General features: G+C 37.7%; 20 protein-coding genes. All 20 read left to right on the forward strand.

The annotated features are described in order from the left end of the window. Nucleotides 1–5 precede the first annotated feature (5 nt). Entirely contained in the window at nt 6–557 is a 552-nt protein-coding gene (gene hslV, locus IQ10_RS13130) for an ATP-dependent protease subunit HslV (RefSeq protein WP_144450952.1), read from the forward strand. A 37-nt stretch (nt 558–594) separates the two neighbouring features. Then, the gene (gene hslU / locus IQ10_RS13135; protein WP_144450953.1) at nt 595–1,983 is read left to right on the forward strand and encodes an ATP-dependent protease ATPase subunit HslU; all 1,389 of its coding nucleotides are present in this window, start codon (nt 595–597) and stop codon (nt 1,981–1,983) included. A gap of 22 nt (nt 1,984–2,005) precedes the next feature. After that, nucleotides 2,006–2,785, forward strand: a complete 780-nt coding sequence (gene codY, locus IQ10_RS13140; protein WP_144450954.1) for a GTP-sensing pleiotropic transcriptional regulator CodY — start codon at nt 2,006–2,008, stop codon at nt 2,783–2,785. A gap of 398 nt (nt 2,786–3,183) precedes the next feature. After that, nucleotides 3,184–3,582 carry a flagellar basal body rod protein FlgB gene (gene flgB, locus IQ10_RS13145; protein ID WP_144450955.1) on the forward strand — a complete coding sequence of 133 codons (399 nt, stop codon included), beginning with the start codon at nt 3,184–3,186 and terminating at the stop codon, nt 3,580–3,582. Nucleotides 3,583–3,587: 5 nt separating this feature from the next. After that, nucleotides 3,588–4,046 carry a flagellar basal body rod protein FlgC gene (flgC, locus tag IQ10_RS13150; protein WP_144450956.1) on the forward strand — a complete coding sequence of 153 codons (459 nt, stop codon included), beginning with the start codon at nt 3,588–3,590 and terminating at the stop codon, nt 4,044–4,046. A gap of 16 nt (nt 4,047–4,062) precedes the next feature. Next, nucleotides 4,063–4,371, forward strand: a complete 309-nt coding sequence (gene fliE / locus IQ10_RS13155; protein ID WP_144450957.1) for a flagellar hook-basal body complex protein FliE — start codon at nt 4,063–4,065, stop codon at nt 4,369–4,371. Between the two features lie 157 nt (nt 4,372–4,528). After that, nucleotides 4,529–6,106 carry a flagellar basal-body MS-ring/collar protein FliF gene (gene fliF / locus IQ10_RS13160; protein WP_144450958.1) on the forward strand — a complete coding sequence of 526 codons (1,578 nt, stop codon included), beginning with the start codon at nt 4,529–4,531 and terminating at the stop codon, nt 6,104–6,106. A 12-nt stretch (nt 6,107–6,118) separates the two neighbouring features. Next, entirely contained in the window at nt 6,119–7,135 is a 1,017-nt protein-coding gene (fliG, locus tag IQ10_RS13165; RefSeq protein ID WP_144450959.1) for a flagellar motor switch protein FliG, read from the forward strand. Beyond that, nucleotides 7,128–7,952, forward strand: coding sequence for a flagellar assembly protein FliH (gene fliH / locus IQ10_RS13170; protein ID WP_158640043.1), 825 nt, complete (start codon nt 7,128–7,130; stop codon nt 7,950–7,952). The genes fliG and fliH overlap by 8 nt, the downstream gene beginning before the upstream one ends. After that, on the forward strand, nt 7,930–9,249 hold the full coding sequence (gene fliI, locus IQ10_RS13175; RefSeq protein ID WP_144450961.1) for a flagellar protein export ATPase FliI: 1,320 nt from the start codon (nt 7,930–7,932) through the stop codon (nt 9,247–9,249). The genes fliH and fliI overlap by 23 nt, the downstream gene beginning before the upstream one ends. Before the next feature lie 2 nt (nt 9,250–9,251). After that, nucleotides 9,252–9,689 (forward strand): flagellar export protein FliJ, encoded by a 438-nt coding sequence (fliJ, locus tag IQ10_RS13180; protein ID WP_144450962.1) that lies wholly within the window; start codon nt 9,252–9,254, stop codon nt 9,687–9,689. A gap of 14 nt (nt 9,690–9,703) precedes the next feature. Continuing rightward, on the forward strand, nt 9,704–10,267 hold the full coding sequence (locus IQ10_RS13185; protein ID WP_144450963.1) for a MotE family protein: 564 nt from the start codon (nt 9,704–9,706) through the stop codon (nt 10,265–10,267). An 18-nt stretch (nt 10,268–10,285) separates the two neighbouring features. Then, a complete protein-coding gene (locus IQ10_RS13190) occupies nt 10,286–11,581 on the forward strand; it encodes a flagellar hook-length control protein FliK (RefSeq protein WP_144450964.1) in 1,296 nt (431 codons plus the stop codon). 9 nt (nt 11,582–11,590) lie between these two features. Then, nucleotides 11,591–12,130 carry a flagellar hook assembly protein FlgD gene (gene flgD, locus IQ10_RS13195; RefSeq protein WP_144450965.1) on the forward strand — a complete coding sequence of 180 codons (540 nt, stop codon included), beginning with the start codon at nt 11,591–11,593 and terminating at the stop codon, nt 12,128–12,130. A 14-nt stretch (nt 12,131–12,144) separates the two neighbouring features. Continuing rightward, nucleotides 12,145–12,528: a TIGR02530 family flagellar biosynthesis protein gene (locus IQ10_RS13200; RefSeq protein ID WP_144450966.1), complete on the forward strand. Its 384-nt coding sequence runs from the start codon at nt 12,145–12,147 to the stop codon at nt 12,526–12,528. A 76-nt stretch (nt 12,529–12,604) separates the two neighbouring features. Further along, nucleotides 12,605–13,405 (forward strand): flagellar basal body rod protein FlgG, encoded by an 801-nt coding sequence (flgG, locus tag IQ10_RS13205; RefSeq protein ID WP_144450967.1) that lies wholly within the window; start codon nt 12,605–12,607, stop codon nt 13,403–13,405. A 52-nt stretch (nt 13,406–13,457) separates the two neighbouring features. Next, nucleotides 13,458–13,721: a flagellar FlbD family protein gene (locus IQ10_RS13210; protein WP_367613672.1), complete on the forward strand. Its 264-nt coding sequence runs from the start codon at nt 13,458–13,460 to the stop codon at nt 13,719–13,721. After that, the gene (gene fliL, locus IQ10_RS13215) at nt 13,722–14,153 is read left to right on the forward strand and encodes a flagellar basal body-associated protein FliL (protein WP_144450968.1); all 432 of its coding nucleotides are present in this window, start codon (nt 13,722–13,724) and stop codon (nt 14,151–14,153) included. A 33-nt stretch (nt 14,154–14,186) separates the two neighbouring features. Beyond that, the gene (fliM, locus tag IQ10_RS13220) at nt 14,187–15,179 is read left to right on the forward strand and encodes a flagellar motor switch protein FliM (RefSeq protein ID WP_144450969.1); all 993 of its coding nucleotides are present in this window, start codon (nt 14,187–14,189) and stop codon (nt 15,177–15,179) included. After that, complete coding sequence (gene fliY / locus IQ10_RS13225; RefSeq protein ID WP_437177691.1) at nt 15,172–16,410, forward strand: flagellar motor switch phosphatase FliY; 1,239 nt, start codon at nt 15,172–15,174, stop codon at nt 16,408–16,410. The genes fliM and fliY overlap by 8 nt, the downstream gene beginning before the upstream one ends. Nucleotide 16,411 lies beyond the last annotated feature (1 nt).

Raw genomic sequence — 16,411 nt, forward strand, 5'->3', positions numbered from 1 at the left:
TGTATATGACTGAATCACAATCATTTCATGCAACGACGATATTTGCTGTCCAACATAATGGTCAGTGTGCGATGGCGGGAGACGGTCAAGTAACATTTGGGAATGCCGTTGTCATGAAGCATACAGCAAAAAAAGTTCGCTCCATTTATCAAGGTAAAGTGTTAGCTGGATTTGCAGGTTCTGTTGCTGATGCTTTTACTTTGTTTGAAAAGTTCGAATCGCGATTAGAGGAATATAACGGGAATTTGCAGCGAGCCGCTGTGGAACTAGCGAAAGAATGGAGAAGTGATAAAGTCTTACGTAGACTTGAAGCAATGTTAATTGTGATGAATAAAGAACATCTGTTACTAGTGTCTGGAACTGGTGAAGTGATTGAACCAGATGATGGGGTTTTAGCGATCGGATCGGGAGGGATGTATGCTTTGGCAGCAGGTCGGGCGTTAAAAAAACACGCTTCGCAACTAACTGCTAAAGACATTGCTCGTGCTGCACTTGAAACAGCTGGTGAGATTTGCGTCTATACAAATCTAAATTTAGTCGTTGAGGAATTAAGCTAAATTAGGTACACAATTCCCTTATTGGAGAGTGATTGAAATGAGAACGGACTTAACACCTCGTGAGATTGTTGAGCGTCTAAATCAATTTATTGTTGGTCAAGAACAGGCGAAAAAATCAGTAGCCATTGCTCTTCGGAATCGCTATCGGCGTAGTCTTCTTGATGAGAAAATAAAGGATGAAGTGACACCGAAAAACATTTTAATGATTGGACCTACAGGTGTTGGTAAAACAGAAATTGCCCGTCGACTTGCCAAGTTAGTTGGAGCACCATTTATAAAGGTCGAAGCAACAAAGTTTACAGAAGTAGGTTATGTTGGGCGCGACGTTGAGTCAATGGTTCGTGATCTTGTTGAGACGAGTGTTCGAATTGTAAAAGAAGAAAAAATGGCAGCAGTTCGTACACGTGCAGAGGAACACGCGAATCAACGTCTTGTTGAATTACTCGTTCCTTCAAGAAAAAAACAAACGAATTATAAGAATCCATTTGAAATGATTTTTAGTCAACAGGGATCAACTGAACCTGATGAAGCAGATGAGGACAATAATGTCGCGCAGCAGCGTAGACAGATGGCTCATAAGCTTGCGTTGGGGGAGCTTGAGGATCATCTAGTCACAATTGAAGTTGATGAGCAATCGCAAAATTTCATGGATATGTTCCAGGGTGCTGGAATGGAACAGATGGGTATGAATATGCAAGAGATGCTCGGTGGTATGCTGCCTAAAAAACGCAAGAAAAGACGACTTCCTGTTTCAGACGCAAGAAAGGTACTAACGGATGAAGAAGCACAAAAATTGATCGATATGGATGAAGTAACACAAGAAGCTGTTACAAAAGCTGAACAATTGGGCATTATTTTTATAGATGAGATTGATAAAGTAGCAAGTAAAGGCCAGCAATCTGCTGATGTTTCACGCGAAGGTGTCCAACGAGATATTCTCCCTATCGTAGAAGGTTCAACAGTTGTAACGAAATATGGTTCTGTCAAAACAGACCATGTCCTTTTTATCGGAGCAGGTGCTTTTCATATTGCTAAGCCTTCTGACCTTATTCCTGAATTACAAGGGCGCTTCCCTATTCGCGTTGAGCTTGCTAATTTAACAGTTGATGATTTCGTGCGCATATTAATTGAACCAAACAATGCATTAATTAAGCAATATATTGCCCTTCTTGAAACAGAAGGTATAAAAGTATCATTTTCGGACGATGCTGTTCATAAGATTGCGACTATTGCCACTGAAGTTAATCAGGATACGGAAAATATCGGGGCTAGACGGTTGCATACGTTACTCGAACGTTTGCTAGAAGATTTATCATTTGAAGCACCCGATATTACCTTAGAAGAGATCGTCATTACGCCAGAGTATGTAGATGAAAAACTAGCGTCTATTGCAAAAAATCGAGACTTAAGCCAATTTATATTGTAAGAACATTTAGGAGGATATTAAAATGAATTTACTATCGAGAACGAGAAAAATTAATGAAATGCTACAAAAAACAGGTGGTCAGCACGTTAGCTTTAAAGATATGGCTGAAACATTACGTGATACGATTAGCGCTAATATCTTTGTTGTTAGTCGTAGAGGGAAATTACTAGGTTTTGCAATTAAACAAGAAATTGAAAATGAACGCATGAAGAAAATGCTTGAAGACAGACGTTTTCCAGAAGAGTATACAGATGGTCTATTTAAAATAGAAGAAACCTCAGCTAATTTAGATATTAATAGTGAATTCACAGCATTTCCAATTGAAAATAAAGATTTATTTAGTAGCGGTTTAACAACGATAGTTCCTATACAAGGTGGCGGACAACGACTTGGTACGCTTATTTTAGCTCGCTTAAATGATTCATTTAATGATGATGATCTTATTTTAGCAGAGTACGGAGCAACTGTAGTTGGTATGGAGATTCTTCATGAAAAGACTCAAGAAATTGAAGAAGAAGCAAGAAGTAAAGCGGTCGTGCAAATGGCTATTAGTTCGCTCTCATATAGCGAGCTTGAAGCGGTTGAACATATCTTCCATGAACTTGATGGAAAAGAGGGATTGCTTGTAGCGAGTAAAATTGCTGATCGTGTTGGTATCACTCGCTCTGTTATCGTTAATGCACTTCGCAAGCTTGAAAGTGCAGGAGTAATTGAATCACGTTCACTTGGAATGAAAGGAACGTATATCAAAGTCTTAAATGATAAATTTTTGTTTGAGCTAGAAAAATTAAAAACAAAATAAGTCATAAGAAGTTCTGATATTTCAGAAGCGAAGAAACTGTTGAGAATTAATTCTTAACAGTTTTTTTATTCTTTCTAAATATTTAGTATAAAAATTTAAAAAAGTGTGTTAAAACTCATAAGAACGTCAAAAAGTTCACATGGGTTTTCAAAATAACTAGTTCAAATGTGACTAATTATGTCATATGCGGTAGTCAGGTAAGAAAAAGTGGCAACAGTTTCCGACAAAAGTCACCAATAATTAATAGTCCTTTTTTATCGAATCTAAAATTTTTTTAAAACGATGTTAGACTTTTAAGCAGAGTTTGATTACAATTTGCATAGAGTACTTGTATAAAATGACGAATAATAACAAAGATTGTCGAAAAATAAAAATATGTCGAGAGGTGTGTAAGTAAGATGGATCTTTTTGGCAGTTCGACATTTAAAGCATTAGAGCGTGGACTTGATGGATCGCAATTGCGACAGAAAGCTATTTCTCAAAATATTGCTAATGTGGATACACCTTATTACAAAGCTAAAAATGTCACGTTTAAACAAACGTTAAGTGAAGCTATGAACCAACCAACTTTACAAGCGAATCGGACAAATGATAAACATGTGGAATTTAGCAAATCGACTAATACTCCGCTTGTTCAAACAAATCGCAATACAATGTATAATCACAATCAAAACAATGTTGATATAGATTTTGAAATGGCAGAGTTGGCTAAAAATCAAATTTATTATAATGCATTGATTGACCGGATGAATGGTCGCTTCACAAGCTTACAAACCGTCATTCGAGGAGGTAATTAGAGATAATGAGTATTTTTAGTGGTGTTAATACTAGTGCTTCAGCACTAACATCGCAGAGGTTGCGAATGGATGTAATTTCTGCCAATATGGCGAATGCTGAATCAACAAGGGCAACGATGGTTGATGGTGAGTGGCAGCCCTACCGTAGAAAAATGGTTGTCATGCAGCCGAATGAAAAGCAGCCTTTTTCTCAATTTTTGAATCGTGCAATGGGGCGGTCAAATACTGAAGTTGGAGACGGGGTAAAGGTAACAGCTATTGTTGATGACCAAACCCCTTTTAAACAAGTGTATAATCCTGAACACCCTGATGCAAATGATCAAGGCTATGTTCAACTTCCAAATGTTGATCCATTGAGAGAAATGGTCGATTTGATGAGCGCAACACGTTCTTATGAAGCAAATGTCACAACACTAAATGCATCAAAAAATATGCTTTTAAAAGCGCTAGAAATTGGTCGTTAGGGGGTAAATAAGAACTATGGAGATAAGAGGACTACAATCACCTTTTTTAATACAGAATCAAGTAAATGAGCCAACTAGCCCGAGAATAACACCAGGTGAAGCGCAAGAGTCATTTAAATCGGTACTTAGTCAAGCCATAAAAGATGTTAACGCTATCCAACAAGAGTCAGCTACTAAAACAGAGCTATTAGCGAATGGTAGTATAGACAATCTACATGATGTTATGATAACAGGCCAAAAAGCAAGTGTTACATTGCAAGCGACAGTTGAAGTTAGAAATAAAGTCATTGAAGCATATCAAGAAGTAATGAGAATGCAAGTGTAGTCCTTTTGACAGGTTAAGAATTGAGCATGTCTAGCGTGAGCACCTAGCAAACTTAGAAAATATCAGTTTTAACTACTTGTTGAGGCTGAGCGAGGTGCTTGCGTTTTTCTCATTTGATTTTTAGTGGTCGTGATAGTTGCTGGACGTAGGAGGACACATGAACGAGAAACTTTCACTTTATAGACAACGAATAACGGAGTATTGGAGCGGTAGGACAAAAAAACAAAAAGGGATTCTCATCGGCTCCGTTTTAGGAATAATAGCCCTGATTGCGGTTTTTAGTTTTCTTGGAACAAGAACAAGTTATGAACCTTTATATAGTAATTTGACGCTCCAAGAAACGGGACAGATAAAAGAAACTTTAGACGCACGTAGTATTCCTTCAACTATTTCTGATAATGGTACAACAATTCTCGTTCCAGAAACACAAGTGGACGGGTTAAAAGTTGAGCTAGCAGCAGAAGGGATTCCACAGAGCGGCAGCATTGATTATTCGTTTTTTCAAGAGCAAATGGGTTTTGGTATGACTGATAATGAATTTTCAGTTATGGAACGAGCGGCGATGCAAACAGAGCTTGCTAACCTAATTCGTAGTGTAAATGGAGTAAATCAAGCTAAAGTTATGATTACATTGCCAGAAGAAAGTGTCTGGTTAGACGCGACGCAAGAAGCGGCATCAGCAGCTGTTGTCTTGGACTTAGCTCCAGGCTATCAGCTAGAACAAAGCCAAGTTAAAGCACTTTTTCACTTAGTATCGAAAAGCGTTCCTAATCTCCCTATAGAAAATATCGTCATTTCTGATCAAATGTTTAATGATTATGTGTATGAAAGTGAAAATTCTGATACTACTCTTTCAGCATATGAACAACAACGTACCATTCAGCGCGATATTGAACGTGATTTAACACGTAATCTTCAACAAATGCTTGGAACAGTTGTTGGACGTGATAAGGTTCTTGTCTCTGTTACAACAGATATTGATTTCACTCAAGAAAATCGTACAGAAGCATTAGTAGAGCCTGTAGACCCAGAGAATATGGAAGGTATTGCTGTCAGCATTGAACGTATTGAGGAAACTTACGCTGGCGAGGGTAATATTCCTCCAGACGGAGAAGTTGGTGTTGGTGATGAGATACCGAACTTCCAAGGAGGAATGGGACAAGGACCATCAGAGTGGGAACGTGCAGAAGAGCGGATTAATAATGAGGTCAACCGAATTAATCGAGATATTGTTGAAAGTCCTTATAAGATTCGTGATTTAGGAATCCAGGTTATGGTTGAACCTCCTGAAGGAATAGACGTTCTTCCACAGGAGCAATTAGATGATATCCAACAAATACTTGGAACGATTGTTCGTACAAGTATTTCGGGTGTATATGCGGATGAATTGACGGAAGAAGCAATAAACGAAAAGATTTTTGTCTCTTCTCAAGTTTTTGATGGTAAGGTTGATATCGAGCAAGAGCCGGTAACAACAATTCCATTATGGTTATATATCGTTGGTGGAGTTCTAATCTTAGTTATTCTACTTCTTGGATTTTTACTATTTAGAAAAAGAAAAGAAGAAAATGAAGAAGAAGTATTGGAAATGGAGGAGCCGACTGAAGAAGTTCCAGATCTGCCAGATGAAGATACAGGATTATCAGCAACGAAACGTAAGCAATTAGAAAAAATGGCAAAAGAAAAGCCAGAAGAATTCTCAAAACTGCTACGTACTTGGTTATCAGAAGATTAGGAGGAACGAAAAATGGCTACTGTACAAAAAAAAGAATTAACAGGAAAACAAAAAGCTGCAATCCTCCTTATATCTTTAGGTCCAGATGTATCTGCACAAGTCTATAAACATTTAACAGAAGAAGAGATTGAACAGCTTACACTTGAAATCGCTAGTGTCCGTAAAGTTGATAGCGGAATGAAAGAAGAAATTTTAGAACAATTTCATTCATTAGTACTAGCTCAAGACTATATTGCCCAAGGTGGGATAGGGTATGCAAAAAGTATCCTAGAAAAGGCATTAGGCGAATCAAATGCTATGGACATCATTAATCGATTAACATCAACTTTACAAGTACGTCCATTTGATTTCGCTCGAAAATCAGATCCTTCTCAAATATTAAACTTTATTCAAAATGAACATCCACAGACGATTGCTTTAATCTTATCTTATTTAGAATCTGTTCAAGCAGGACAAATTCTTTCTGAGCTACCACAAGAGGTTCAAGCAGATGTTGCAAAAAGAATTGCTTTAATGGACAGTACATCACCAGAAATCGTCAATGAAGTGGAAAGTATTTTGGAACAAAAATTATCTTCTACATTAACCCAAGATTATACGGATGCTGGTGGAATTGAAGCAGTTGTTGAAGTGCTTAATAGTGTAGACCGAAGTACAGAAAGAACGATTTTGGACGCGCTTGAGATTCAAGATCCAGAACTTGCTGAAGAAATTAAAAAGAGAATGTTTGTCTTTGAAGACATTGTTACACTGGATAACCGTTCCATTCAGCGTGTTATTCGTGATGTTGAAAATGAAGATTTACAGCTTTCACTAAAAGTTGCGAGTGAAGAAGTGAAAGATATTGTCTTTAGCAATATGTCACAGCGAATGGCAGATACCTTTAAAGATGAGATGGAATTTATGGGTCCTGTTCGCCTTCGTGATGTTGAAGAAGCTCAATCACGCATTGTTGCAGTCATCCGTCGTTTAGAAGAAGCTGGTGAAATTGTCATTGCCCGTGGTGGAGGAGACGATATTATTGTCTAAAATAATCAAATCTCTAAATACTGTACCCGTAGATAATGAAGTTAAAACCATAAATATTCGAAATCTGTTTGAAAACAATAATTTTAAACCCATGCGTCAGGAAGATGAACAGGGTGATGAGCAAGATCAACTACCTTCTAAAGAAGAACTAGCCAAACAGATTGAAGAGCAGCTTCAAGAGGCAGAAAAGCGTGCAACTCAAATCATTGTTGATGCTGAGGCTCATGCAAAAGATATCCGTGAGCTACTTCAACTCGAGCGTCAACAGGCAGAAAAACAAATTGAGGAAGCTATTGTAGCTGGACGTGAACAAGGATATCAAGAAGGGTTTGTCAAAGGACAGCAAGATGGAGAGCAGACTTATATGAGTTTGATTGATCAAGCGAAGACGATCATTAGTCAATCTGAATTCGAATTTGAAAAGACAATTGATTCAGCTGAGCCTGTGATGATCGATTTAGCTGTTGCTTTAACGAAAAGAATAATAGGAAAGCATTTAGAAGACAATCCTGACAATTGGTCTTCACTACTTAAGCAAGTAATGTTAGAAGTACGAGAGCATGAGCATGTAAAAATTTATGTTCACCCTGACTGGTATATGCAAACGACTCAACAAAAGGAAGAACTTGAGCAACTGCTTAGCCATACAGAAAAGCTATATATATACCCTGATGCAGGCTTGATGGAAAATGGTTGCGTGGTCGAAACTCAATACGGTCGAATCGATGCAACCTTGGATCGACAATTACAGGAATTAAAGACACTCTTAATAGAGAAGTGGAAGGAGGGGCCTAATGAACGTTCAGGAACTCACTAAGGCTGTTCCTCTTCTTTCTCCGTACAAATGGTACGGAAAAGTGACTCGAGTAATTGGTCTAACGATTGAGTCTAAGGGTCCTCAAGCATCAATAGGTGATCTTTGCTACATAATTGTGGGAAAGGTTGAGAAAGTCAAAGTAAGGGCAGAAGTAGTGGGGTTTCGTGATGAATATGTACTATTAATGCCTTTAAATGGAACGATGGAGATTTCTCCAGGAAGTTTAGTAGAAGCGACAGGAAAACCATTAGAAATCAAGGTAGGCTCAGGGTTGATTGGAAGTGTCATTAATGGCTGTGGTGAGTTGTTAACAAATGAAGAACTCCCTAAAGGCCTCACATCTTTTCCGACTGATAACAATCCTCCTAACCCGTTACTTAGACCTAGAATAAACGAGAAAATGTCTCTAGGTGTAAGGGCTATTGATGCGCTATTTACGGTAGGGAAGGGACAACGTATAGGTATTTTTGCAGGTAGTGGAGTCGGGAAAAGTACCTTACTTTCAATGCTTGTTAAAAATTCTGCCGCAGATGTTAATGTTATTGCTTTAATCGGTGAACGTGGTCGAGAAGTGAAAGATTTTATTGAAAGAGACCTTGGCGAAGAAGGGCTTCGTAAAACGGTTTTAGTTGTTGCTACATCTGATCAGCCTGCATTGATGCGTATAAAAGGGGCGATGACAGCAACGGCAGTAGCCGAATATTTTCGAAATCAAGGACTTGATGTCAATTTGATGATGGATTCTGTTACTCGTTTTGCAATGGCACAGCGTGAAATAGGGTTAGCAATTGGAGAGCCACCAACATCAAAAGGATATACTCCTTCAGTATTTGCGATGCTACCTAAGTTATTGGAGCGTTCAGGGACTGATTCAAAGGGGAGTATTACAGCTTTTTATACAGTTTTAGTTGATGGTGACGATATGAATGAACCAATTGCTGATGCTGTTCGAGGTATTTTAGATGGTCACTTAGTACTTGATCGTAAGCTAGCAAACAAAGGCCAGTTTCCAGCTATTAATGTGTTGAAAAGTGTTAGTCGTGTGATGAACGAAATTGTCGATGATGAGCATCGGGCAGCAGCTGAGACATTGCGTAGTTACCTATCGACTTATGTTGAAAATGAGGACTTGATTAATATTGGTGCTTATAAAAAAGGGTCATCAAATGAAATTGATGAAGCGATTAGCATGTACCCGAACGTTATTTCTTTTATAAAGCAAACGACAATAGAAGTAACACCAGTCGAGCAATCAATACAAAGGCTAGTTGAAGAATTTGGAAGAGGTGGCCGTTAATCATGTCATTCCAATTTACATTGCAAAAAATAATGGAGCTTAAAGAGAGAGAAAAAAATAACATTCAATCTCAATATCAAGAAGCAATTGCGAAATTTGAAATCATTGCTACTGAGCTCTACGATATGTTGAAACGTAAAGAAGAATTAGAAAATAATGCAAGAGAGCAAGTCACCAAAGGGATATCCATTTACCAACTTCAACAAAACCAATCAACACTTCTTAGGCTACAGCAGGAGATACTCGTGCAACAAAGGTCAACACAATTAGCACGAGAAAGAATGAACCGTAAAGAACAAGATTTGATCAATATGTCAATTGAATATAAAAAATATGAAAAAATGAAACAAATAAAATTGGAACAATTCGAAGAAGAAGAAAAAAGAATTGAATTATTGCAAATGGACGACTTATCTATTCGTTTATTTGCAAATCGTTGAAATTAGGTGAGTCGATGAGTGAAAAAGAAAATTCCCATAACAAAATTCAATGGTTCTTTCTCGTCATATTCATACCAATAGTGTTTACGATCATTCTCATTACTGTCATCTTATCTCTCCTTGGTTTTAATGTTATTGATAAAGCAAAGGAATTTAGTTCCAATATCCCAATTGTCACAGAGTATTTTTCAAATGATGATAAAGCGGTGGAAGAGGTAGATGTTGTTTCACTTGAGCAAACGATCTCTGAGCAACAAGCGGAAGTGGATCAGTTACAGAAAGAAATTGAACGAAAAGATGAAGAAATAGCAAGACTTGGTAATGAAATGACTCAGCTTGAACAAAGTCAGATCGTTGAAGCAGAATTAGCAAACCAAGCACAGCAGGAATTAGATAATATTGCTAAAACGTATGAATCGATGAAACCGAAAAATGCAGCCAATATTATATCAGCTCTGCCAGGTGAGGAAGCACTACTGCATTTATCACAAGTTTCAATTGAGTTGCGAGCTGAAATTTTAGAAGAGATGGATAGTGAACAAGCCGCAAGCTTTATGAGTCGTTTAGCAAATCAATAATTTGAAAGGGGGTGAAAAATGATGCAGATGATTTCTGTTATAAATGCAACACCGACCACAACTAGTAGCAATCGCTCAGCAGCTAATAACGGTCTAGTGCATTCTGTAAACTCACCGTTTGCACAATTATTAGGTGGTTTAATAGGAGGACAAAATAATGAGTCAGCCTCTACTCAGGTAGAGAACTCTCAGATCCTTCCATTACTTGCTGATTTACAGTCAAATCAGGATGTAGAAATGGAGCTTATCCTTCAAGGTAGTGAAGGTGAAGCTAGTAGTCTTTCAATACTATTAGCGCAAATGGAGGAAATGGGAATCGTTTTTAACGAAGAGATGATGGAAAGCTCTGAGGGAACACGACTATTGGAAATGTTACCGGTAAATTGGCAGCAAGATCTACTTGAATTAGTATCTACTGAAAGCGAAAATAGTAGCGACATGATGGCTGATTGGTCTGAATTACAGCAAGTACTAGCTATTTTATTAGCTACTACTCAACAGAATCAGCAAGGAATATCTTTACCTTTAGCTGAGAGAGAGAAATTTATGAATCAGTTGCAGCAGCTAGTTGTGAGAATGTTTCCGAATATGTCTCATTCAGCATTAGATCAACAGGCCTCAGATATATTTGAAGATGTAACCCAGTATATTAAATCTCGATTGCAAGCTAATCCAAATGCTCAAACCAATGATCAGGCTTTTACGAATCTATTAACAAACAAAGCAAGTACATCATTGCCATTACCTAACATTTTTGCTTCTGGAGCTTTGTCTGAAGGTCCTACACAAGGTTTAAATATTAGTCAAACAGGTCAAGAGTTAGGTCAAAATATGTCGCGTGTGGAACAAGCGGCTATCCACATCGGAGATAAGTTACCTAAAGAAGTTCAACAACAGCAGTTTCTAAAACAGTTTCAAATGATTTTGCAGCGAGGAGCTCTGACTCAAAATCAACAAGGAATGAGTAGTCTTTCTATAAAGCTCTACCCTGAACATTTAGGCCGATTAGACATTCAGTTGACACAGGTTGAAGGAGCGATTATTGCTCGAATATTAACAGGTAGTGCTTCAACAAGAGAGTTAATGGAAGCTCAGCTTAGCCAGTTAAGACAAGCATTTGCTCAGCAACAAATTCAAGTTGATCGAATTGAAATTACTCAGCAACAACAGCAATATGTAGGAGATGAAAATAATCGACAATCTTCACAACAAGATACAAATGATCAGAAAGAGCAACGAGATGAAACTGAACAAGAAGAAGTAACATTATTCCAAGATGTATTAAATGAACTGACATTTAATGAACAAGTGTAGGTGAGATGAATGAATACAATTCATGATGGGTTTTATCTAAATAATCAGCCGAAACAACAGAATCAACAGAGTCAAGGAATACTGGGGAAAGACGATTTTTTAAAGATTTTGATCACCCAGTTGCAAAATCAAGATCCTGCTAATCCAATGGATGACCGCGAATTTATCGCACAAATGGCACAGTTTTCTTCACTTGAGCAGATGACAAATATGAATACAGCAATACAGAAATTTGTCAGCCTTCAATCAAGTCAAAACCTGGTTCAGCATAGTGAACTAATTGGCAAACAGATTCAGTGGAAGAGAGAGGTTGAGATTGATAAATATCGCTCAAGAACGGAATATGTTAATAATGTCGTCACAGCGGTAAAACTAGAGAAGGATGGGCAACTTCGTATTCTACTAGATGATGGTCGCTGGATAAGTCATGAACAACTTGTTCAAGTGAGTCAGGTGGTACAGCCGACGAATGAAACTCAGAAAAAACCAGAAGAGGATTCTACTAATGGAGAGCCCGTAGAGAATCCAAATGAAAATGCAGAAGTCTAAAAGGAAGTGAGAAGATGGATCCAAGGATTCATAGCAAGTCTTTACATGCGCTTCCAAAACCAATTAATCGTCCTATTAACCATACGAGTAATCAGACAACTCCTTTTCAGCAATTTTTAAAGACAGAATTACAAGGAACAACTGAACTAAAATTAAGTAAGCACGCAAAGCAGCGTATGGATATGCGTGGGATTGAATTTTCAACAGAGAAGTGGATGACGATTCAAGAAAAAGTGAGCGAAGCGAAGAAAAAAGGTGTCCATGATTCACTCGTTTTAACGAATGAGGCAGCGCTGGTCGTAAGTACAAAAAATAATACAGTCATAACCGTTTTAAACCGCGAGGAAGCACAGTCGCAAATTTTCACAAATATAAATGGAACGATCGTAATCGATTAATAAGACTGGACCCTAAAAGGGAGGTCTTTCGGCTGCTGACCGATAGAGGCAGTCAATAAGAGGAGGAAAATAAAATATGTTACGTTCAATGTATTCAGGAATCTCAGGGATGCGCAATATGCAAACAAAACTCGATACAATTGGTAATAACATTGCTAACGTAAATACGTTTGGCTTTAAAAAAGGACGTACGACTTTTAAGGATTTGGTCAGCCAGCAAATTGCAGGGGCAAGTGCACCTGGAGCTTTATTAGGTGGAACAAATGCTCGACAAGTCGGTTTAGGGATGCAACTAGCTACCATTGATACTATTCATACTCAAGGTAGCTTGCAGAATACAAATCGTGAATTGGATTTAGGGATTTCAGGTAATGGATATTTTAGAGTCGGCGAAGCAGGTGGAGTTAATATTTCTTATACAAGATCAGGGAATTTTTACCTAGATGAAGCTGGATTTATTGTGAATCAAGATGGTTTGTATTTGCTCGATATTGATGGTAACCAAATAGAAGTTCCACCTGATTCTCAAAGTTTTAGTATTAGTCAGACTGGTGATGTAAATATCATCGATGTAGATGGTCTGCTAATGGATCCTCCGCAAACCATTTCCCTTGCTTTTTTTGCAAACCCTGAAGGGCTCCAAAAAGTAGGTAGTAATCTTTATCAAGTATCAACCAACTCAGGACCTGAAGAGTTTGCGATCCCTGGTGAGATGGGAACTGGAACATTAGTAGCTGGTACACTCGAAATGTCAAATGTTGACCTTTCGGAAGAATTTACAGAAATGATTGTTGCCCAGCGAGGATTTCAAGCAAATACACGAATTATTACAACATCTGATGAAATTCTTCAAGAACTTGTTAACCTGAAAAGATAACTATCAGTAAAAAGCTAAAAGTAAATGTGGCATAATTACTTAGATTCTATTGTTGAGGAGGTTTGGGCTAGGAAGCAAACACCTAGCCCATCCAATTAATATTATGATTGAACTTATACGTTTAAATGGTCAACCATTCCTTTTAAATGCGATGCTTATCGAACAGATCGAAGCATTACCAGATACAACGATTACTTTAATGAGTGGAAAAAAAATTGTCGTTCGAAATGAAATTAATGAAGTGAAGGCAATTATTAATTCACAATTCGTGAAAATTGGTCTTATTGCAGTTCATAAAGATGTGGAGGGTTCTTGATTGTTCAAAAATAAGCTCGTTAACATTATGCTAATTATATTAGTTGCGTTGACGCTCGTTGGTGTTTTAACATTTGTACTTGTTACTTACTTTACTAATCAACCAGACCCGAATGCAGAACCAACAATTGATCAAATTATTGAACAATCTTTTCAGACAGAAGAAATCACAACCAATCTTATGTCGAATGATTTTGTCCAAGCGTCGTTTCTGATTCAAGTTGATAGTAAAGCGGCATTAAAAGAAATTCAAAAACGCGACTTTCAAATTAATAACATTCTTTTACGTGCTCTTTCAGGTAAGAAAGCAACTGAATTAGCTGGTTCGGATGGAATTGAAACATTTGAATCAGATATACGTGATCAACTTAACGAATTAATGCAAGAAGGTTCAGTAATCCAAGTTTATACAACAAGCTGGGTTATTCAATAATAACTGTTGCATCGAGATTGAGAGGTGAGGCTCTTGGCTGACGTTCTATCACAAGGTGAAATAGATGCCTTATTATCGGCAATTTCTACAGGTGAAATGGATGCTGATGAACTCAAGAAAGAAGAAACCGAGAAAAAGGTAAAGGTATATGATTTTAAGCGTGCTCTTCGCTTTTCAAAGGATCAAATTCGAAGCTTATCAAGGATCCACGAAAATTTTGCTCGACTGCTAACGACGTATTTTTCTGCTCAACTAAGAACGTACGTCCAAATATCGGTGACATCGGTCGATCAACTCCCTTATGAGGAATTTATCCGTTCAATACCCAAAATGACGATCTTAAACGTATTCGAACCATACCCATTAGATGGTCGTTTACTAATGGAGGTTAACCCTAATATTGCATACGCAATGCTAGATCGTTTGCTAGGTGGAAAAGGTGTAAGTATAAATAAAGTTGAAAATTTAACAGAAATAGAGACAAGAATTATGTCTCAGTTATTTCAACGAACACTGGATAGTTTTCAAGAAGCTTGGAGTTCTGTTATTGAGCTAGATCCTATAATGGAAGATATCGAGGTTAACCCGCAATTTTTACAAATGGTCTCTCCTAATGAAACTGTTGTAGTTATTTCTCTTTCGACAACAATTGCAGAAACGTCAGGGATGATAAATATTTGTCTTCCTCACGTTGTATTGGAAGAAATCTTGCCGAAGCTTTCTATTCACTATTGGATGCAGGAGAAGAAAAAGCAACGTGGTGAGGGAGAACTACAAGCTATTGAACATAAAGTTCGTCAAGCTCCGTTATTAATTCAAACAGAACTTGGACGTTCAGAAATGTCAATTCAAGAGTTTTTACATTTAGCAAAAGGAGATGTGATTGAACTTAATCAATCGATCCATAAACCTCTACTTGTTAAAGTGGGTGGAGAACGTAAATATTATGCTCAACCAGGTAAAATGAAAAATAAAATTGCTGTCCAAGTGACGGATCTAATTGAGGAGGCAGAATATGATGAATGATGATATGCTTTCCCAAGATGAGATTAATGAATTACTTAAAGGTGTAAATAGTAGTGATGAGGAAGAGTCAGATTTAAATGAAACAGATGATTCGTTAATACTTTCGGACTATATCTCTGATATTGAACAAGATACACTCGGTGAAATTGGAAATATCTCATTTGGGAGTGCAGCAACGGCCTTATCTACCTTATTAAATCAAAAAGTAGACATTACAACACCGCAACTTTCTTTAATAAAAAAAGAAAAACTAGAAACTGAATTCCCTCAACCACATGTAGCGATACATGTTCAATATACTGAAGGGTTTGAAGGTGTAAATTTATTAGTTATTAAAACAACTGATGCAGCGATTATTGCTGATTTAATGCTTGGTGGAGATGGAACGAATCCAGCTGAAGAGCTAAGCGATATGCATGTTAGCGCCGTTCAGGAAGCCATGAACCAGATGATGGGTTCAGCTTCAACCTCTATGTCTACCATCTTTAATAAAAAGGTTGATATTTCACCACCAGGTATTGATTTACTAGATTTTAAGAAGGATGAAGGAATCCAAAATGTTCCTGCAGACGATATTTTAGTCAAAATTTCATTCCGGTTAAAAGTAGGTAACTTAATTGATTCCAATATCATGCAACTTATCACTGTATCGTTTGCCAAAGGCTTAGTTGATGAATTAATGAATCCAGGAGCTAATTCTCCTGCAGAGGAAAAGGTACAACAAGTGGAGGCTGCACCACCACAAGCTGTATCGCAACCTGCAAAACAGACAGCTTCTCAACCAAATGAAAGTCTAAGCTTAAGCCAACAAGGGTCTCAGCAAATGGCACCGCCACCGCAGCAGGCTTATGAATATGAACAACGAGGACAGCAGCATCTTGGGGGAGTACCATTTTCGCAACAACGCCAAGTTGATGTTCAGCCAGCAGCCTTTTCAAATTTTGAAGCGCCGCAATTAACGCAAGCTGAATCAAATAATTTAAATATGCTTCTAGATATTCCTCTACAAGTAACGGTTGAATTAGGTCGAACTAAGCGCTCTATTAAGGAGATTCTTGAGTTTACGCAAGGCTCAATTATTGAACTTGATAAGCTTGCAGGTGAGCCAGTTGATATCCTTGTTAATCATAAGTTAATTGCAAAAGGTGAAGTTGTCGTTATCGATGAAAACTTCGGTGTACGTGTGACTGATATTGTTAGTCAAGAAGAGCGAATTCGAAACTTGAAATAAA

This window comes from Halalkalibacter nanhaiisediminis (genome assembly GCF_007830185.1).
GTDB lineage: Bacteria > Bacillota > Bacilli > Bacillales > Bacillaceae_D > Halalkalibacter > Halalkalibacter nanhaiisediminis.